We start from the raw sequence: 20,011 nt of genomic DNA, 5'->3' as shown, positions 1-20,011 counted from the left end.
CATTTTAATCTTAAAACTAACTAAATGAAAAAGGTTATAGCAGTTTTTGACATTGGGAAAACCAACAAAAAAATACTTTTATTTGACAAAGACTTTAATGTTGTTTATTCTAATTCTATTCGATTTGAAGAATGTGTTGACGATGACAATTACCCATGCGATGATATTGAATCCATTGAGAATTGGATAAAATCTGAGGTTAAAACCATCCAAGAAAAAGGTGAATTTTTAATTAAAGCCATAAACTTTTCAACTCATGGCGCAACCTTGGTTTATTTAGATAAAAACGGAAAAAGAATCACTCCGCTTTACAATTACCTGAAACCTTTAGAAATTGATTTCAATCCACTTTATAATCTTAATGGAGGGATTGCAGAATTTTCAAGAAAAACAGCATCACCAGCCTACGGCATGCTTAATTCAGGGCTACAAATGTATTGGCTAAAAAAATCTAAACCTCATTTTTGGTCAAAGGTTAATAGCATTTTACATTATCCCCAGTACTTGAGTTATATTTTTTCAAATAAAATCACTTCAGACTTTACTTCTGTTGGAGCCCATACTGCTATTTGGGATTTTGACAATATGAAATATCATGGATGGCTAGAAAAAGAAAACATAAAACTACCCGAACCTAAACCTGGTAAAAACTCAGAATTAACAACCATAAACGGACAAGAAATTGCCATTGGTAAAGGTTTACATGATAGTTCTTCTTCTATTATTCCGCTACTAGAAAATCATAAAAATCCAGATGAAGAATTCATTTTATTATCTACAGGAACTTGGATAATTTGCATGAACCCTTTTAGTAAGGAAACCTTAACTTCTAAGCAATTAAAAAATGATTGTCTATGCTTCATGACACCTGATAAAAAGCAAGTTAAATCATCAATGCAGTTTTTAGGTCATGTACACGAAATTAACGCAAATGCCATAAGCGAACATTTTGAAGTTGACAAAGAACATTACATGAACATGGACTTAAATAAGCAATTATGCTTAAATATTTTCCATAAAGCCCAAAATGTATTTTTTACAGATGAAATACCAGAAGATTTTAGAGGAAATTTAGATCATCTGTCTCACTACTTCAGCTATGAAGTTGCTTATTATCAATTAATTTACGAGATAGCTCATCATGTCTACAAAGGAATTCAAAACATTCTAGATAAAGACAATAAACTTGAAGACATCTATATTACTGGTGGTTTTAATAAGAATAACATTTTTACTGAGTTCCTCTCGTTAATGATGCCTAATTACAATATTAAGTTACCACAAGAAAAAAACGCAAGCGCCTTAGGAGCAGCCGTTTTAATGAAGAGTTATTTAAACTAGATTTATGTTAAAAAACAAAACCTTGCAAATTTTAAAATTTGCAAGGTTTTTTATTAGTCTAGATTAATTTCTAGTGACCGCGGCAGGATTACATATCCCTAGCGGTCCGCACTGAAAACCAAAAACCTCCAAAATAAAAAAAGCAAGCATTATTATTTGCTTGCTTTTTGATTTATTCGTGACCGCGGCAGGATTCAAACCTGCAACCTCTTGAGCCGTAATCAAGTGCGCTATTCAGTTGCGCCACGCGGCCGATTTTGTGCGTGCAAATATACTATTTATTAAAACTATACCAAACAATTTATTTCAAATTTATAAATCCGTATTTTTGAATTATGACAGAAGAAATAGTAAGGCAAAAATTTGGTTATACATTAGACAGTCTCCTTATAGAGGAGATTTTATCAGTTGGTATGTTTAAGTCTTTCATAAAGGACGATATCATTATAGATATCAATCAACCTATTAAGTTTATCCCTTTACTATTAAGTGGAAACATTAAAATTCTAAGGGAAGACGATGAGGGTAACGATTTACTTATTTATTTCCTTGAGGCAGGTGAAACTTGCACCATGTCATTAACATGTTGCATGGGTACGTCAAAAAGTAAAATCAGGGCGGTTGCTGAACAAGACTCTGCATTAATTATGGTACCTGTAGAAAAAATGCAAGAGTGGTTTCACAGTAATGAAAGCTGGCGAAATTTCATCTTAGAAAGTTATCAAACCAGATTTGATGAAATGTTAGAAGCCATAGATAGTATTGCATTTTTAAAAATGGACAAACGTTTGATAAAATATTTAGCAAACAAAACTATCTTGAATGATTCTAATACTATTTCTATTAAGCATCAGGAAATAGCAGAAGATCTCCATACCAGTAGAGTGGTAATTTCAAGACTACTAAAACAACTGGAAAAAGAAAATAGAATTATTCTGGGAAGAAACAAAATTGAAGTTTTAAACACTAAGTAACCTAGGTTACATCCTTCTTTCTACTCTATATTTAATTTTACACTCAAACACACAAAAAATGGAAACTATTTTAAATCCATGGCCTTGGTATGTCTCAGGTCCATTAATAGCCTTAATTATGGCTCTTCTTCTTTACTTTGGTAAAACATTTGGAATGTCTTCAAACCTCAGAACATTGTGTTCTGCCTTTGGCGCAGATAAATTTGCAGATTTCTTCAGGTTTGATTGGAAAGCACAAATCTGGAATCTTACAGTTATTTTAGGAGGTTTAATTGGCGGGTTCATTGCTGTTAATTACCTCTCTAATGAATCTATAACAGTGTTGAACCCCAAAACAGTTGCAGAACTACAATCTATGGGATTTGAAAATGCCGGGACTAATCTAGTACCAAACGAAATGTACAATTTAGAAGCCTTAATGTCAGTAAAAGGCTTATTGCTATTAATTATTGGAGGATTGTTAGTAGGATTTGGAACCCGATATGCAGGCGGCTGTACTTCTGGTCATGCTATCACAGGATTAAGTAGTCTACAAAGGCCATCGTTAATAGCTGTAATTGGATTTTTTATTGGAGGCTTAATAATGACTAATATTCTTTTACCCTTAATTTTTTAATCATGTTGAAATTTTTAAAATTTTTATTTGTTGGCATAATCTTCGGAATAATATTAGTGAAATCTGAAGCTGTATCATGGTATAGAATATACGAAATGTTCAGATTTCAATCTTTCCATATGTATGGCATAATAGGAACAGCAATTGGAGCTGGAATTGTATTTCTACAGCTATCCAAAAAAGGTATAATAAAAAACTCTAAAGGCGAGAAAATCTTCGTTCCTAAAAAAGATAAGGGCCTACCTAGATATATTATTGGAGGCACCATATTTGGGTTGGGATGGGCCTTAGTAGGTGCTTGCCCAGGACCTATGTATATACTTTTAGGAACCGGAGTTTACAGCATGTTAATAGTTATAGCCGCAGCCTTAGTAGGCACTTTTATTTATGGTGTTTTAAAAGATAAACTACCGCACTAAATGGACAATATCCAAATCTTAGGTTATTTCGGAGCATTAGTTGTTGGTTTAGTTTTAGGACTTATTGGTGGAGGAGGTTCCATTTTAACTGTTCCGTTATTAGTTTACCTTTTAGGCTACAACCCAATTATTGCAACGGCTTACTCGCTTTTTGTTGTGGGCACAACCTCTTTGGTTGGGACCTTTCAGAAGTTCAAAAAAGGATTGGTTGATGTAAAAACTGGGTTAGCCTTTTCTTTCCCATCATTTGTTGCCGTTTATTTATCAAGGCGATACCTAGTTCCTAACATTCCAGACACACTTTTTGCCATTGAAAATTTTGCTTTGACCAAAGAAATGGGCATCATGATTTTCTTTTCTATTATCATGTTAATTTCTTCTGTTTCCATGATTAAGAACAAGAAAAATGGTGATATCCCAAATTATAAACAGGCCTACTACAAAACTTTCATTCAAGGCTTAATTATTGGAACAATAACTGGTATAATAGGTGCTGGTGGAGGTTTCCTTTATGTTCCTGCCCTAGTACTTTGGGCTAACATACCAATGAAAAGAGCCGTAGGAACATCATTAATCATTGTTACGATAAACTCATTAATTGGGTTTACCGGCGATATGCAAACCCTAGACATTGACTGGATATTCCTCCTTTCCTTCACATTAATATCAATCATAGGGATTTTAATAGGTGTTTACCTATCTAAATTTATTGGCAGTGATAGGTTAAAAAAAAGCTTTGGAGTGTTCACTTTGATTATGGCAATTTATATTGTTTACAGGGAAACAAGCCAATAATAGTTTGTGTTACTTATGTCACAAAGAAAGGCTTTGTTGTTTGGTAAATTTGAAAAACTAAAAGAAAAAAATTCATACAGATGAAAATAGAACAAATATATACAGGATGTCTGGCTCATGGAGCTTATTATATAGAATCTAAAGGTGAAGTGGCTATTATTGACCCACTTCGTGAAACCCAACAATATGTTGATAAAGCCGAAAGTAAAAATGCAAAAATCAAGTATATTTTTGAAACACATTTTCACGCTGATTTTGTTTCTGGTCATATAGATTTAGCAAAAAAAACTGGAGCTAAAATTATTTTCGGCCCAGGAGCGCAAACAAACTATGAAGCTCATTTTGCAACAGACGGTGAAGAGTTTAAACTTGGTGATGTTATTATTAAGGTGCTTCATACTCCAGGACATACTTTAGAGTCTTCAACATTTCTTTTAATTGATGAAAACGGAAAAGACCATGCTATATTTTCTGGCGACACCTTGTTCTTAGGTGATGTTGGAAGACCAGACCTTGCTATTAAGTCAGATTTAACAAAAGAAGATTTGGCAAGCATGTTATTTGATTCATTGAGAAATAAAATCATGACTTTAGCTGATGATGTTATAGTTTATCCGGCTCATGGTGCTGGTTCTGCTTGTGGAAAAAATTTGAGTAAAGAAACCGTTGGTCTTTTAGGTGAACAAAAGAAGACCAATTATGCTTTAAGAGCAGATATGACAAGGAATGAATTTGTTAAAGAAGTACTTGATGGTATTTTGCCTCCACCTCAATATTTTGCAAAAAATGCTATGATGAACAAATCGGGATATACCGATTTTGACACCGTACTTAAAAAAGGAGATGTCTCTTTAACACCAGAAGATTTTGAACAAGTTGCCAATCAAGAAGGCGCATTAGTTTTAGATGTGAGAACAGAACAAGAATTTGTAAAAGAACATATTCCTAATTCTATTTTCATTGGTGTTCACGGTAGTTTTGCTCCTTGGGTTGGCGCTCTTATAACAGATTTGCAACAACCCATACTACTAGTAGTTCCTGAAGGAAGAGAACAAGAAACCGTTACAAGATTATCAAGGGTTGGTTATGATAATACCTTAGGATATTTAGAAGGAGGTATAGAATCTTGGAAAAGTGCCGGTAAAGATATTGAGTCTATCGAGTCCATTTCTGCGGATGAGTTAGCGAATAGATTCAACAGCGATACTATTGAGATTTTAGATGTTAGGAAAGACGGCGAATATAAATCTGAACATTTGGAAGGTGATAACGTACATCATTTTGCATTAGATTATATAAATGACAACATGAACACCGTAGACCAAAAACAAACTTATTATCTGCACTGTGCCGGAGGTTATAGGTCTGTTATTGCTGCGTCTATTTTAAAAGCGAGAGGTTTCAATGTTATTGATATTGCTGGTGGTTATGCTGCATTAAAAAAGACCAATTTATCAAAAACAGATTATGTTTGCCCTTCAACATTATAAAGACTAAATTCCCTAAGCTGTAGTATTAAGTTTAGGGAATTCTTTTCTATTATAAGTAATATCAAATCTGGGGTCAGATACGTAAGACATACGTTCTTGTTTTATAACTTCAACACTTAAAAAATCAAATTCCTCAACTACTTTTCCTGTAATACGATAAATCCCCTTACCTCTAAAAGGATAACGTTTTGCTACTGGCGGAAAATGTACCGTATCTAACCATTGCCCATCCTGATCTAAAAAAGTTCCAAAGTGCATACGGTCTCCTTTATGGGTATTGGTGTTTTTAGCTGTAATTAAATAACCATAAATAGTAATCACTTTATTTTTGTATTGCTCTAAATGAGTTACCAAAGTGGTATTGGTTGGTGGTGTTTCCAGTAACAAAAACACATTGTACATGGTAAAGTTTAATAACTCTAATTGGTCAAAAGCATTTTCTAAATCTGTGATTGTAAACTGAGGCAATGCAAATTCTTTAGCTCCAATTCTAAATAACTGTGGTTGTAATTCATCAATAGCTAAATGATTATGTTTATAATAGGCTTCCCATAATAACGTACGTTTATCCTTTCCTAAGCTTCTAAAAGCATCTATTCTTATTAAAATATCCAATTGCTCAATAGACATAGGCACGCGCTCCATAAAATCATCCAAAGATTTAAAGTTTCCATGCATCCTAGCTTGCAATAAATTAATCATATTGCGTTTTTCAAATCCCTGTAAATGTTGAAACCCTAGATAAATATTAACACCACGAATAATAGTTTGAACACTACTTTGATTTATACATGGCGGATGCACAATACCGCCTAACTTTTTGGCTTCATGTAAATAAAGTTCTGCCCTATAAAAACCACCACCATTATTTACGGTAGCCACCATATATTCTAAAGGGTGATAACACTTTAAAAACAAGCTCTGATAAGATTCTACAGCATAGGATGCCGAATGTCCTTTTGCAAAAGCATAACCCGCAAAACTTTCAATTTGGCGCCATACTTCAAATATTACAGCATCAGGTTCTCCGCGCTCCCTGCAATTGGAAATAAATTTTTCCTTGACCACCAAAAACTCTTCCCTAGATCGATATTTTCCACTCATACCCCTACGTAATACATCGGCTTCTCCTAAACTCAATCCCGCGTAGTGATGTGCTACTTTAATAACATCTTCCTGATAAACCATAACCCCATAGGTGTCTGGCATAATATCCCATAAAACAGGATGCGCTCGCTTTCTTCGTTCTGGATTTTTATGGCGCAAAATATACTCGCGCATCATACCGCTTTTTGCTACCCCTGGTCTAATAATAGAGCTTGCAGCTACCAAAGTTAAATAATCCCTTACTCCTATTTTCTTAAGTAACATACGCATAGCCGGAGACTCTACATAAAAGCAGCCAATACACTCCGCTCGTTCTATCATGGCATTAATATGCTCATCAGTAAAAAAAGGTTTTGCGTTGTGAATATTCGGTAAAACAACCTCTGGTTTATTTTCTTTGATTATAGCAATAGCATCCTTTATTTTTCCTAGCCCCCGCTGCCCCAAAATATCAAATTTATACAGACCTACATCTTCGGCAATATGCATATCAAACTGCACCGTAGGAAATCCTTTAGGAGGCATATTGGTAGCAGAAAAATAATGTATGGGTTTTTCAGAAATTAAAACTCCCGCAGCATGAATGCTGATATAGTTGGGACACCCTTCTAAATACTTAGCGTAGCGCAAAACCAGTTTAGACAATTCATCAAGCTGATTGTAACCAAACTTGCCAGAACATAATTTATCAATCTCGTATTTAGGTAGTCCAAATACTTTACCCAATTCACGTACCGCTCCCTTATACTGAAATGTTACATAAGCACCTAATAGTGCCGCTTGTTCATCGGCTCCAAATGCTTCAAAAATAAACCGAGTAACATCCTCCCGATCCCAGGTTGAAAAATCAATATCAAAATCAGGAGGTGTGGTACGATATAAATTCATAAACCGCTCAAAATACAAATCCAGCTCAATAGGGTCTACATCTGTAATCTGCAACAGGTAAGCCACAATACTATTAGCACCACTACCCCTACCTACATAATAATACCCTTTTGATTTTGCATATTGAATAATCTTCCAATTAATTAAAAAGAAGCTTACATAATCCTGTTTTTTTATAAGATTTAATTCCTTTTTCAATCGTTGTTTTATAGTTCCGGAAACTTCATCATAACGCTCAGGTAATCCTTTGTAACATAAATTCTCTAAAGCTTCAAAATCCTTTTCTTTACAACCATAAAGTGTTGATAGGTTTTGATTTTTTCTATTGTTGGAGAAATCGAATTGAATGCTACAGCCTTCTAATAGCCGTTCTGTATTTTTTAAAATATACGGGAAGTCCCAAAAGTATTTTTCCAATTCAGAAGCTAGCATTATTTGATGCTTTAAATCCCCTTGCTGAGTATGAGGAAGCTTACTTAAAAGCACATTATTATCAATAGCCCTTAACAATCGGTGTACATTATAATCGCGCTTATTTCTAAAGCTTACCGTGTGTAGTAATACCAATTTATCTTTAAACTGATTATATTTTGAAAATGAAAGTTTATTTATATCATTAATGCACACCCCTATGAATTCATGCTCTGTAAAATCATCTTTCTCTATTTCCAATAGCCTTTTAAACGGATAGACAGTTATAGCATTTTTAAATTGGGGAGCTATATCAGGAAACGGATTTTCATGATGTAAGTGATATGATAAGAAATCATTTAGCTCTAAAAACCCTTCATTATTTATAGCTAAACACACATAACACTGTTGGGCTTTATTTCTAAAATCTATACCAACAATGGGTTTTATGTCATACTCAGGTGCACGCCTAATAAAGTTTAAACATCCAGAGGTATTATTAATATCGGTAAGCGGAAGCACACTGCAACCATAAGCTTGCGCCAAGGCCAACAACTCTTTTTCAGACATGGCACCATAACGTAAGCTATAATATGTATGGTTATTTAAAAACATAATCTATTGTGTACGATGCGCCAATACAATAGGCGGTTCCCCATTAAAAGGATTAGTAAAATTCCCAACCGACCTAGCACCTTCCCCTAGAGCCGAAGCTCTCACAACACTTCTGGAACCGTACCTAAGACGAATTTTATCCATAGCATCATAGAGGTTTACTGTTCTTTTTTCATCATCAAATAAGTTAATCTGATAGGTACCAGAGGTAATACCACCAAACCTTACCCCAACCAATCTAATAAGAACACGCCTATCATAAAGCTTATCAAACAACTCCTGAACCAAAGGAATTAAATGATGGTCTGCCGATGTGTACGATATTTTTCTTTGTTTGGAATAGGTTTGAAAATCGGAATAGCGAATCTTCACAGTCACCACCGATGCCAACTTACCTCCACGGCGCAACTGAAACGCCAGATCTTCAGCCATAGCAGCTAATGTGGTTTTTATTTTTAAAACATCAATGGTATCTCGCCCATAAGTACGTTCACTAGAAATAGATTTTCGTTCATGATACTCTATTATGGGCGTATTATCAATACCATTAGAACGTTGCCAGATAACACGTCCGTTTTTACCAAACACGGAAGTCATCATTTCCACAGGCATTTGCTGTACCGTATGCACTGTTTTTATTCCCATATTACAAAAAGCTCGGAAAGTTTTCTCTCCCACCATCGGAATTTTTTTTATAGAAAGTGGAGCCAAAAATTGTTTTTCCTTTCCAAATTCAATCTTTAACTGATTATTAGGTTTAGCCTCATTAGTAGCTACCTTGGAAACTGTTTTATTTTCTGAAAGCCCAAATGATATGGGCAAACCAGATTCTCTAATAATTTTATGCCGTAATTCAATGGCATATTTATAACACCCAAAAAAGCGGTCCATTCCTGAAAGATCTGCATAAAACTCATCTACACTCGCTTTTTCTAAAACCGGTACTTCACCCTGTATAATCTCTGTGACCAACTTAGAATATTTTGTGTATGTACCAGCGTTCCCTTTTATAAAAATAGCATGCGGACATAATTGTCTTGCCATTTTTGCCGGCATTCCAGAATGCACACCATAAGCCCGAGTTTCATAACTAGCAGCACTTACCACTCCACGATCGCCAGTTCCTCCAACTATAACAGGCTTATTATTTAGTCTGCTATCTAAAAGACGCTCACAGGAGACAAAAAATGTATCCAAATCGAAATGTAAAATGGTTCGCTTCATGAAAATGTTATTACATACTTTGTTCTACAAAAATATAGAACAAAAACAAATATTCTATATTTGTATATATATAAATTATCAACAAACTGGTTTCTATCTTAAACTACATTGAAGATGAACGACTTACATGAAAATCAAGTAGCTCTATTAGAATTGCTCAATGAGCAGATTGACAACCCACTTACCATAAGACAAATTCAGGAAGCACTGAATTTTTCTTCCTCCAGTGTTGTTGCGCATCACATTCAAAAACTAGAACAAAAAGGCTATTTAAAACGTAACCCACATAACCCAAGGGACTACCAAATTTTTCTTAATCCGGAAAAACCAATCATTTATTTAAATCTCTATGGAAACGCACAATGCGGTAAAAATGGTACTATATTAGATGGCAACCCTCAAGATAAAATCCCTATCGCATCCAGACTATTGAAATTCCCTGCTAACGATGGGTTTATAGTTACAGCAAAAGGCAACTCTATGGAGCCTTTTATTAAAGAAGGCGATTTAGTAATTGCACAAAAGAAAAACAATGCTGAAAATGGAGAAAAGATTGTTTGTGTTTATGGTGAAAAAGTACTGATTAAAAAGTTCTTTAAACATAACGACACTATCACCTTAACATCCCTAAACAGTGAGCATCATCCACCAATTATTGTTGATGATTATTTTAAAATTGAAGGGATTGTAAAAAACGTTTTAAAATACAGTTAGGCTGACAATTATCATCTTAAAAAAGAGTTAATTACGGTAATTTTGCATAAAATATCCTGTTATGAAAGTCTCTTTAGAAATACAAAATTTAAAATGTGGCGGGTGTGCCAATACAATCAGAACAAAATTATCTGAATTAGAATATATTGAGAATGTTGAAGTTAACAATGAGAATGATACCGTAACATTTTCATATCAAAACGAAGATACTTTAAACATCGCTAAAAATTTACTTAGTAAGTTGGGTTACCCAGAAGTTGGAGATAAAAACGCCTTAACCACAAAAGCCAAATCTTTCGTTAGTTGTGCTATTGGCAGAATGAACAAATAAGCCTAAACAATCTCAGCACTCAAACCAGCATTTAACAACATGGTGCAGCGTGGTTCTAAATCTTTATATTCACCTGTTTTAACAGTACACTTTCCTTTGTAATGCACAATAATAGAACATTGTTCTGCTTGTTCTACAGTATGGTCACAAGCATAGATTAATGTTTCAATAACGTGATCAAAAGTATTTACGTCATCATTAAACAACACTATTTCGTTTAAATTAGCCTCTTTTTCAAGAACTTCTAATTCTTCTTGTAATTTTTCTTGAGAGCTCATAGTAAAATTTTACACTAATTTATAAATTTTAGTGAAACCCAATTATTGCGTTCTAACTTTTCTTCTAATTTTAACATAAATTTATTGCACTCAGCCTCAATTATGGTGATATCATCATAATAAAAACCACTTAAAAACAGTTTTCCTCCTGTGTTTAAGCAGGTTACATATTTTTCAATATCAGCTAAAAGAATATTTCTGTTAATATTAGCTATAATTATATCGTAATTTTTACCTATTAACAAACTAGCATCACCTTCATAAACAGTAATGTTTTTGCAATTATTTCGCTCTACATTTTCTAAACTGTTTAAATAACACCAATTATCAATATCTATTGCATCTAGTTTAGTAGCACCACATTTTTCAGCCAAAATTGCTAAAACGCCAGTACCACAACCCATATCTAAAACTGATTTATCTCTAAAATCGTTTTTCAAAATGTGCTGAATCATCATATGCGTAGTTTCATGATGTCCCGTACCAAAGCTCATTTTAGGCTCTATAACAATATCGTATTCAGTATTAAACTTCTCATGAAAAGGTGCCCTAACAGCACAAACATCATCTACAATAATAGGATTGAAATTCTTTTCCCATTCTGCATTCCAATTGGTTTGCTCAATTTCAGAAAAAGTAAAGGAAATTTGGAATTCATCAGAATTTAGAATTTGAACCTCATCCAAAATAGCATCATGCCACTCATCTTTTTGAATGTAAGCTGTAACACCTGTTTCGTTTTCCACAAAACTCTCAAAACCTGCGTAACCTAATTCTGCAATGAGAATTTCTACTGCCGGTTGAAGTGGTGATACTTTAAACTCGTAACCTATATAAATAACGTTTGACATAGTCGATTTTTAATTCGACCACAAAGATAGAAGTAAATTCTACAACAATTCTTTTTCTATGGCTATTTTAATAATGCCTACACTGTTTTTTGCACCTAGTTTACTCATGATATTCATGCGGTGTGTTTCAACTGTTTTTGGACTAATGAACAATTTTTCTGAAATTTCTTGAGTTGTTAATTCTTCAGAAATAGCTACCAAAACATCATGTTCTCTTCTGGTTAGATTCGGTTTTAAACCACTATCGGTTGTTTTGGAAGTATCTTGATTAATCAATCGTTTTTGAATATCTCTTTGCAAAAACAAATCTCCAGAAAGCACCGTTGTAATAGCTGTTATGAGTTCTAATTTATCAGTGTTTTTTAGCAAATAACCATGAACCCCATTTTTTAGCATGCGCTTTACAAATGATATGTCCTCAAAATTAGTAAGCGCAATAATCTTTAAATATGGGTGCCTTTTTAAAAGTTGTTTGCTTAAATCAATACCGTTAATATCAGGTAAATTAATATCTAACAATAACACATCTGGAGCATCATTAGGTATGTTTTCAATGGTTTCCGCGGCATTTTTATAAGCACCAACTATGTTTACTTCTGGAGTATTCTCTAACATTGAAACAATGCCTTGAAGCACCATAACATGGTCATCTGTAATTGCAATTTTAGTTACCATTTAGTGTGTCTTTATCAATTTCAATAGTATAAGATGTGCCTTCATTATTAGAAATAAAATCAATTTCAGCATTCAAATAATCTGCTCTAGATTGTACGTTACTTAATCCAATGCCATCAGATTCTATATTGTCTTTATCAAAACCTTTACCATTGTCTTCAACTGTAACTTGTATAGTATTGTCTCTACAACTTATTTGTACATTAATTTTTTCAGCTTCGGCATGTCGAATGGCATTTGTTACCAATTCTTGAATAATTCTAAAGATATTTACCTCAGCTTTTTTTGGTAATTGAATTGTTACTCCTAAATGTTGGAATGTTATTTCTAAACCTTCTGTTACATCATTTAAATTACTACAATATACTTGAGCGGCTTCTAATAAATCGAAATTTTCTAATGATGGCGGAATTAAATTATGTGAAATTGCTCTAACTTGTTTACAAGAATCATCTATCATAGTTATAGCTTCTTTTATCACTTTATTATTCATTTCTAATAAAGAAGACAATTTGTATTTAATAGCAGCCAAATCACCATTAACACCATCGTGCAGTTCTTTGGCAACACGGTGACGTTCCTTTTCCTCACCTTCAATTAAAGACTCTAAGGTTTTTATTTGAAACTCGCGTTTTAAGGTTAATAATTCTTGATTTTTTCTTTTTTGACGCTGCTTAAATAAGAATACTAATAATGTAGTAGCGATTGCTAAAAACACTATGGCACCCAGCATATAATTGTTTTGGGTTTTCTCTTTCTGAATTTCAACTTCCTTTTCTTTTAGTTCCAATTGTTGAGTAACAATTTCCTTGTCTTTTTTTTCGGTTTGATACTTCGCTTCAGCATTAGCAAGAGATCTCTTATTCTTTTCAGAATTTAAAGAATCCATTATTTTAACATGCTTAAGGAGATACTCATTTGAGCTCTTATAGTTACCTAGCTTGCTTTCAGCACGAGACCAGCTCATATAAGAAAATGGACTCATTATACGTTCGGAATTTATAGGGTCTTGCTCTTGGGCTTTTTTAAAATTCTGTATAGCTTTTTGGGGATTTCCTGACAACTCATAGTGTTTCCCCAGATAAGTATAAGCTAGCAATATATCTTGAGGCACGTTTCTTATTTTAGCATTTTCTAAAGCGGTTAGAAAAGCTTCTTCAGCTTCATCTGTTTTTTTTAACTCCTCTAAATACCTTCCTTTTTGTAAAAAAGTACGAAAACATAATAATTGTGATCCTGTTGCTTTGCATACTTTTTCAGCTTCTTTCAAATAGGTATTTGCCTTTTCTAAATCATTATTTTTTAAAGCAAAAATCGTCAAATTATTCATTATATGTGCTTTTAATGAGCTTAGGCCACTAACCTCAGCATTTACCAAAGCCCGTTTTAAATAATCTATAGCAAGAGTATCTATACCTGCATGTCTATAAACATTTGAAATATTATATTGGGTAAAAGCAACCTTAGATTTGTCGCCTATACTTTCCATAATTTTAAGAGCTCTGGTATAATAAGATATCTGCTCATCTAATTCATTTGTTCCACTTAGTAGATTAGCATAAGCCGATAAAATTTGTGCAAATTTTTTCTTATTAGAAATACTATCAACTAGTGGTAAGGCTTTTTTGTATGACGCCTTTGCTTTATTAATTTCGCCTTTATCACTATAATATATACCCATAAAATAATAACCTCCATCAAGCAGATAATCATTGTTTTTCTTAGATAAATCTATAGCAATTAAGGTGTATTTTTTTAGGCTATCTAAACTATAGTTACCATATTTTCCAGCTAAATTTAAACAGGTTTTTATCTTTATTGTATCATGTATTTTAGCATTAGTAAGAGACGATTTTAGGCTATCAATTTCTTGACTTTGAGAAAACCCACAATAGAAAGAAAGGCAAATTATTACAAGAAGTAATTTTTTCTTCATTTGTAATACCATGTAATTCAAGTAAATATTTTTTTTCTTCAAAAGCCTGATTTTATGTATTTAAAAATAGTAAATTATCTACTACTAGCGCTTAACCAATTTACCAGATTTTAATACCAAATTTTGATCTTTGATATGGTAGAAATAAAGCCCGCTTTTAAGAGCACTAACATTTATTTCAGTCTTATAAGAACTTAAGTTATTAACTTTTACTAGCTTACCTAATGAATCATATAATTCGAAAATGCCATTATCGCTCTCATTATTTAACTTTAGTGTTAACACATCTGAAACTGGATTAGGATATAGTATCAACTCATTTTCTGAAATAAAGACCTCTTCATTACTTAAAGTTAAGCTGCATTTTCCATCAGAACCTGTATTATAAATATCTTGGATTTCAATTTCAGATAATGCTCGATTATAAACTGATACCTCGTCTATTTGTCCACCAAAAAAATTCACATAGTTATCGTTTTGGTTATCATATTGTGCACCAATGGTTAATGGCAATCCAGCACTACTTGCGGGAGGGTTAGTAAATGGCTCCCAACCAAAATTGAAACCATCAGCATAAATAGCATGTTGATTACCTTGACGCACATAAACATAATGATGCCATTGCCAATCCTCAAATGATGGTCCAGTTAATTCAACATTGGTTCCAGTGGTGTCTTGAAAAGCACAGTTTAATGTAGCTCCAGAAAGACGCATAGAAAAAACGGTTGGCTTTCCAAGTGCACCTTTACAGACTATAATATTTTCTAGATTAAACACTGTTTGCAATACCCAAATCTCCACAGTAATATCGCCTGTAATATCTAATACATTACTATGTGGTACCACAACCGCATCATCTACCCCATCAAATAAAAAAGCATTATTAACTACTCCAGAAGAATACGAAGTTCCACCTAGTGCTGCTCCATGGTTATTACTAGCGGAGTCATCGGCATTGTCTTCTGCTTTCCACCAACCTACTAAATTACTAGGAGGCTCGATACAATTTGAATTCTGAGAAAACAGACTCTTACCAATAAAACCTTCAGATATACTAAGCAAGTTAACAGTATAGTCATTAATCGCCACTTCTCCAACTGTAGAAACCACAGATAGTCCACCGGAATTAAAGCTCCCTCCTCCACTATCTAAACTAGATATTTTTATATTTACTTGTGAAAATGACAGATGACAAACCGTAATCACTAAAACAAAAACTAAATTTTTCATCACCTTATTTTTTATAGACAACAAAGCTGAATTCTTGGTCTGACAATATACCTGAAGTATTGTATGTACTTACAGTTAGATAATTCTGGCTTCTTACTGTTCTAATAAAACCAATATTGGTTAAAGACGCCACCGCTATGTAAGAAGAACTGCTTGAAGGGGGGTTGATAAAATTAAGCCTATAAGTACCAATGGCTATTTTTTGAACTGTAAACCCTCCTGATGAGGCAACGGATTTAGTACCTGCAGAGGAGACCAAACCGTAAATGTAAGCCTTCATATCCGCATCGCCAGAATCTGCAGCTTGAATTTCTTCAACTTCTAATGCTCCATTTATTTTTGTATCTCCATTTTTCAACATTACCAAAGCATCACTCCTATTAGAATTTCCTGTACCATTACCTATTACAAAAAGCCTATCGTCCTCATCAATTTCCTTGACCCTATTTGCAGTTACCTCTGTATTATATAATCCTACAGAGGTTTGCCCATAAGATTCTGCTATTGTTCCAACTCCAAAAGTTGAAGATATGTCTCCTGATGCAACAGTACCTTCTCCAAATGCTGCTGACTTAAACCCTTTCGCTTCAGTTTCATAACCAAATGCTACTGCTCCATCTCCTTCTGTCTTAGAAAATTGACCAAAAGTTGATGAATAATCTCCAATAGCTTCTGTTTGGTTTCCTGTTGAAAAAGAAGCATATCCTGATGCTAAGGTATTCTGCCCAAAAGCAGTGGACTCATCACCTGTGGCTTCGCTTTCATAGCCAAACACTGTACTATAATCTCCCGTTGCCCAAGTGGCATAGCCAAACGCTGTAGCATTTACACCAGAAGCCAAAGTACTTACTCCGAATGCTACTGCATCATCACCTGTAGCGCCATTAGAATCATTTCTAGAATCAAAATCATTACTAAAATCGATAGCATTGTTACCTATAGGCCCATAATCTTCTGGATGTGCTCCCAATAAACGATATCCTGTATTGCCACCTTCTGTTATTCTCTCTAAATGCCCTGAACCTGAAACAAATGACCAACTCGTTTCTGAGTTGTCTGATCCTACGGTAAGGACCTGACCTGATGTTCCTTTTGTGGTAGGGAGTGTATAACCTGTTTCATTATTTGAAGGATCAATAGTAAAAGTACCATTAAGTTCTGTGTTTCCATTCTTCAACATCACAAGCGCATCACTTTTATGGCTATTACTAGTACCGTTACCTATAACAAATAAGCGGTCTGTAGCAACAAATGTATCTGGAGAACCAGAAACTTCTGTATTATTAATTCCTAAAGATGTTTCCAAAAAGGATTCCGCTGTAGAAAAACCAATAGCAACAGACCTCTCACCATTCGCCTCGGCATTATACCCTAATGCTATAGCAAAATCTTCAATAGCTCTTGCACCATAACCTATTGCTGCAGAAAAATCCCCTGAAGCAGAACCATTTCCCAAAGCTGTAGATTCCCAACCTGTTGCACTTGAATGCGAACCTAAAGCGGTCGAAGCATACCCGCTTGCTTTAGTATTTAAACCTGTGGCAAAAGAATAAGTACCAACATTAGTGTCATCCCAAACATCTGTAAAAAATGTACTTCCGTTTACATGTCCAGCTCTAAAAGCCCCTTTATTCTTGTTGAAAAACATTCTGGACACTGAACTTCCATCTAATTGTGTGGCTCCAAAAACGAAATTATCATTATCTATATCACCATTGGAATTACTTGTTACATTATTTACCGTTGAGAAAACTTTATCTCCAGAAGTTTTAGCGTAAAGTGCATATGGTACATTTTGGAAAGCGGTGGTTCCCAAATCCACCAAACCACTACCTATATTTACACCAACATTCAAATATTGTTCTTTAGTCCAATCTATAGTGTCAAAACTCCCTAAAGTGGGTGTTCCTTCTCCAATGTTTGTTACCACCATTCCATTTGCATTAGTGGTTATAACACGCGTTTCTTTATAAACATCGGTCGTTCCATTTTCTTTTACGGTGAAGTATAAAACTATTGGTGTATTAGCTACTATTTGATCACCATCTTGAATTATTGCTTTGTAGTTAATTCCTTGTTGACTAAACCCAATTGTGGAAACTAACAGACATAATATGAGAAGATTTTTCATAGTTAATTAAATTGAAATTGAAACCTTTTTAGTTACCAAACTGATACGCGATACCAATTTGAATGTTATTTATTTTTAAATAGTTATCGCTATCGCCGCCTTCTAATAAATTGGTTTGTCCCCAATCATACCTTGCTGCTATAGAAAAGTCTCCTGAAATATCATAAGACAACCCAAAATCTATTGCCAAATTGGTTGACTTTACAGTATCTCCCGCATCTAATAAAAACCCTAAACTTGGACCTACTTGTGCACTAAATTTATCTGAAATATTATATGCAACTAAAACCGGTATTTGAATTTGATTAAAATCTTTTACAGCAACAAACCTAACTTCTGGTTGCAACTCAAGTTTATCTGACAAATTAATATCGGCTAATGCTAACCCCAAATAAAACCCTGTTTCATTAGATGTTTCACTAAAATCTATTGCGGAAACCGTTGTAGTATTATATAAACTGGTAGATTTAGAATTGGTGAATTTTGTAGGCAAATCTGTATCTGTGGGTTGTTCATCTGTGGGTGTTTCAGTATTTGGTGCACTTACGGCATAATCAATATTCATTATATTTACTCCTCCTGTTACTTTTAATTTTTGTGAAAAAGCTAATGATGTTACAAAAAGCATTAGTATTATAATTGGTTTAAGATTTTTCATGGTTTTATTATTTTGGATTAATTATTTATTTTTTAGCAGCTTCTTCCCCCTCGTCATCAAAAGCCTCGTAACTAGTAACATTTCTTGTTTCAGTACCAATATTACCGTTTATGTCTTCAAACTCGAATACAATCTTGTAATCACCAACTAAATCTACTGCCAAAGAAGTATAAACTTCAACAGGGATATTTTGTGTTGCTGACAACTCTTCATATGTATCACCATATTGCTTATTATCACTATCATATACTGTAGCAGTAGCTCTAATTATTTTAAATTCATCGGTAGCTTTTGCCTCTAAAATCAAGGAAAGTGGAGAAGCCCCTCCTAAACTGGTTTTGGTATAAAATATTGCACCTTCGTTTGGTGAAAGAACTTCTATAACAGGAGCTGTTTTATCTCTTTCGTCTACAGCAGGTGATATAGAACAGCTTGACCCAATAATAGTTATGGCCAAAGCGCCAAATAATGTTGGTAAAATAAATTTTGAAATTAAATTTTTCATAATATTAATTTTGAGTTAATGGTTTTCTTTTTTTTATAATATGCAATTGCTGAGAGTATGATTAAAACTATCGCTATACCTTGGGAATGAGACAAAACACCTTCTACAAACTGCCCTCTTACATCTCCTCTAAAAATCTCTATTATAATTCTACTTACTCCATAAAAACTTATATAGATCAAGAACAGTTGACCGTTAAAGTGCTTATAATTTTTGAAAAGGAATAGGAATATTAAAAACAGAAGTAAAATTGAAGATTCATAAAGTTGAGTAGGATGTACAGCTAAACTAGGTGTTGCGGGGAAAGAAACTCCAAAAAAGTGATTAGTTGGTTCTCCGTAACAACACCCTGCAAAAAAGCATCCTAACCTTCCTAATACTTGTACTATCACAACAGATACGGCAGCTACATCTAATAAAGGAAGTACTGGTAATTGATACTTCTTTAAATACCAAAATATAGTTGGTACAATAAAGAGGAAAGAACCATAAAAAACAAAACCGCCAGAAAAAGTATTTAAAATTTCATCAGGATTGTTTAAATAAAACAAAGGCTTTTCTAAGTATAAAAATACTTTCCCTCCAGCATACCCAGCTATAAAAATTAAATACACCAAGTTGTTAGACAAACTAACACCTAACTCTTTTTTAGCTGTTATTTTAGCATATTTTGTTGCTATTAGCGCACCTAAAACAATACAAACAGCATATGTAGAGATGGTTATAGTTTCTATACCTAAAAACCCATTAAAGTCTATGTTAAAAAGTTCTGGAAACATACTTAATTGCCATTATTATTTGCAATTGCAAGTTAGTTTCAGT

Annotated in this window: 19 protein-coding genes and 1 tRNA gene; 8 read left to right on the top strand and 12 right to left on the bottom strand. The window is 33.7% G+C overall.

Annotated elements, in window-relative coordinates; all coding sequences use genetic code 11:
• Positions 1-24 precede the first annotated feature (24 nt).
• The gene (locus N1F78_RS10980; protein ID WP_406683205.1) at positions 25-1,341 is read left to right on the top strand and encodes an FGGY family carbohydrate kinase; all 1,317 of its coding nucleotides are present in this window, start codon (positions 25-27) and stop codon (positions 1,339-1,341) included.
• 179 nt (positions 1,342-1,520) lie between these two features.
• Here N1F78_RS10980 and N1F78_RS10975 read toward each other — a convergent pair.
• Positions 1,521-1,594 (bottom strand) — tRNA-Arg (locus tag N1F78_RS10975).
• A gap of 82 nt (positions 1,595-1,676) precedes the next feature.
• Here N1F78_RS10975 and N1F78_RS10970 point away from each other — a divergent pair.
• The 5 genes from N1F78_RS10970 (at position 1,677) to N1F78_RS10950 (ending at position 5,635) form a co-directional block, all read left to right on the top strand.
• Positions 1,677-2,315 carry a Crp/Fnr family transcriptional regulator gene (locus tag N1F78_RS10970; RefSeq protein WP_406683204.1) on the top strand — a complete coding sequence of 213 codons (639 nt, stop codon included), beginning with the start codon at positions 1,677-1,679 and terminating at the stop codon, positions 2,313-2,315.
• Between the two features lie 58 nt (positions 2,316-2,373).
• Positions 2,374-2,931 carry a YeeE/YedE family protein gene (locus N1F78_RS10965; protein WP_406683203.1) on the top strand — a complete coding sequence of 186 codons (558 nt, stop codon included), beginning with the start codon at positions 2,374-2,376 and terminating at the stop codon, positions 2,929-2,931.
• Between the two features lie 5 nt (positions 2,932-2,936).
• A complete protein-coding gene (locus N1F78_RS10960) occupies positions 2,937-3,350 on the top strand; it encodes a DUF6691 family protein (RefSeq protein ID WP_406685687.1) in 414 nt (137 codons plus the stop codon).
• Positions 3,351-4,145 (top strand): sulfite exporter TauE/SafE family protein, encoded by a 795-nt coding sequence (locus N1F78_RS10955; protein WP_406683202.1) that lies wholly within the window; start codon positions 3,351-3,353, stop codon positions 4,143-4,145.
• An 80-nt stretch (positions 4,146-4,225) separates the two neighbouring features.
• Positions 4,226-5,635 (top strand): rhodanese-like domain-containing protein, encoded by a 1,410-nt coding sequence (locus N1F78_RS10950; protein WP_406683201.1) that lies wholly within the window; start codon positions 4,226-4,228, stop codon positions 5,633-5,635.
• Between the two features lie 12 nt (positions 5,636-5,647).
• Here the strand turns inward: N1F78_RS10950 and N1F78_RS10945 are convergent, their stop codons facing one another.
• Positions 5,648-8,656, bottom strand: coding sequence for a DNA polymerase III subunit alpha (locus tag N1F78_RS10945; protein ID WP_406683200.1), 3,009 nt, complete (start codon positions 8,654-8,656; stop codon positions 5,648-5,650).
• A gap of 3 nt (positions 8,657-8,659) precedes the next feature.
• On the bottom strand, positions 8,660-9,880 hold the full coding sequence (gene dinB / locus N1F78_RS10940) for a DNA polymerase IV (RefSeq protein ID WP_406683199.1): 1,221 nt from the start codon (positions 9,878-9,880) through the stop codon (positions 8,660-8,662).
• Positions 9,881-9,994: 114 nt separating this feature from the next.
• Here dinB and N1F78_RS10935 point away from each other — a divergent pair, with 114 nt between their 5' ends.
• Together N1F78_RS10935 and N1F78_RS10930 are read left to right on the top strand one after the other, a co-directional pair.
• Positions 9,995-10,594: a LexA family protein gene (locus tag N1F78_RS10935; RefSeq protein WP_406683198.1), complete on the top strand. Its 600-nt coding sequence runs from the start codon at positions 9,995-9,997 to the stop codon at positions 10,592-10,594.
• A gap of 61 nt (positions 10,595-10,655) precedes the next feature.
• Positions 10,656-10,925: a heavy-metal-associated domain-containing protein gene (locus N1F78_RS10930; protein WP_406683197.1), complete on the top strand. Its 270-nt coding sequence runs from the start codon at positions 10,656-10,658 to the stop codon at positions 10,923-10,925.
• Positions 10,926-10,927: 2 nt separating this feature from the next.
• Here N1F78_RS10930 and N1F78_RS10925 read toward each other — a convergent pair whose 3' ends face one another.
• The 9 genes from N1F78_RS10925 to N1F78_RS10885 form a co-directional block, all read right to left on the bottom strand.
• A complete protein-coding gene (locus N1F78_RS10925; protein ID WP_406683196.1) occupies positions 10,928-11,203 on the bottom strand; it encodes an ATP-dependent Clp protease adaptor ClpS in 276 nt (91 codons plus the stop codon).
• A gap of 14 nt (positions 11,204-11,217) precedes the next feature.
• The gene (gene prmA, locus N1F78_RS10920; protein ID WP_406683195.1) at positions 11,218-12,054 is read right to left on the bottom strand and encodes a 50S ribosomal protein L11 methyltransferase; all 837 of its coding nucleotides are present in this window, start codon (positions 12,052-12,054) and stop codon (positions 11,218-11,220) included.
• Between the two features lie 39 nt (positions 12,055-12,093).
• Positions 12,094-12,729, bottom strand: a complete 636-nt coding sequence (locus N1F78_RS10915) for a response regulator (protein ID WP_406683194.1) — start codon at positions 12,727-12,729, stop codon at positions 12,094-12,096.
• The gene (locus tag N1F78_RS10910; RefSeq protein WP_406683193.1) at positions 12,719-14,665 is read right to left on the bottom strand and encodes an ATP-binding protein; all 1,947 of its coding nucleotides are present in this window, start codon (positions 14,663-14,665) and stop codon (positions 12,719-12,721) included. Before N1F78_RS10910 ends, N1F78_RS10915 begins: the two co-directional genes overlap by 11 nt.
• Before the next feature lie 84 nt (positions 14,666-14,749).
• The gene (locus tag N1F78_RS10905; RefSeq protein ID WP_406683192.1) at positions 14,750-15,895 is read right to left on the bottom strand and encodes a LamG-like jellyroll fold domain-containing protein; all 1,146 of its coding nucleotides are present in this window, start codon (positions 15,893-15,895) and stop codon (positions 14,750-14,752) included.
• 4 nt (positions 15,896-15,899) lie between these two features.
• Entirely contained in the window at positions 15,900-18,026 is a 2,127-nt protein-coding gene (locus N1F78_RS10900; RefSeq protein ID WP_406683191.1) for a hypothetical protein, read from the bottom strand.
• A gap of 28 nt (positions 18,027-18,054) precedes the next feature.
• Complete coding sequence (locus N1F78_RS10895) at positions 18,055-18,684, bottom strand: outer membrane beta-barrel protein (protein ID WP_406683190.1); 630 nt, start codon at positions 18,682-18,684, stop codon at positions 18,055-18,057.
• A 25-nt stretch (positions 18,685-18,709) separates the two neighbouring features.
• On the bottom strand, positions 18,710-19,189 hold the full coding sequence (locus tag N1F78_RS10890) for a hypothetical protein (RefSeq protein WP_406683189.1): 480 nt from the start codon (positions 19,187-19,189) through the stop codon (positions 18,710-18,712).
• Positions 19,186-19,968, bottom strand: a complete 783-nt coding sequence (locus tag N1F78_RS10885) for a prolipoprotein diacylglyceryl transferase (protein ID WP_406683188.1) — start codon at positions 19,966-19,968, stop codon at positions 19,186-19,188. The genes N1F78_RS10890 and N1F78_RS10885 overlap by 4 nt, the downstream gene beginning before the upstream one ends.
• Between the last annotated feature and the right edge of the window lie 43 nt (positions 19,969-20,011).

Origin of the sequence: Seonamhaeicola sp. MEBiC01930, from assembly GCF_045277075.1 — a bacterium.
Lineage (GTDB): Bacteria > Bacteroidota > Bacteroidia > Flavobacteriales > Flavobacteriaceae > Seonamhaeicola.
This window is presented reverse-complemented; position numbering and strand designations above follow the sequence as displayed.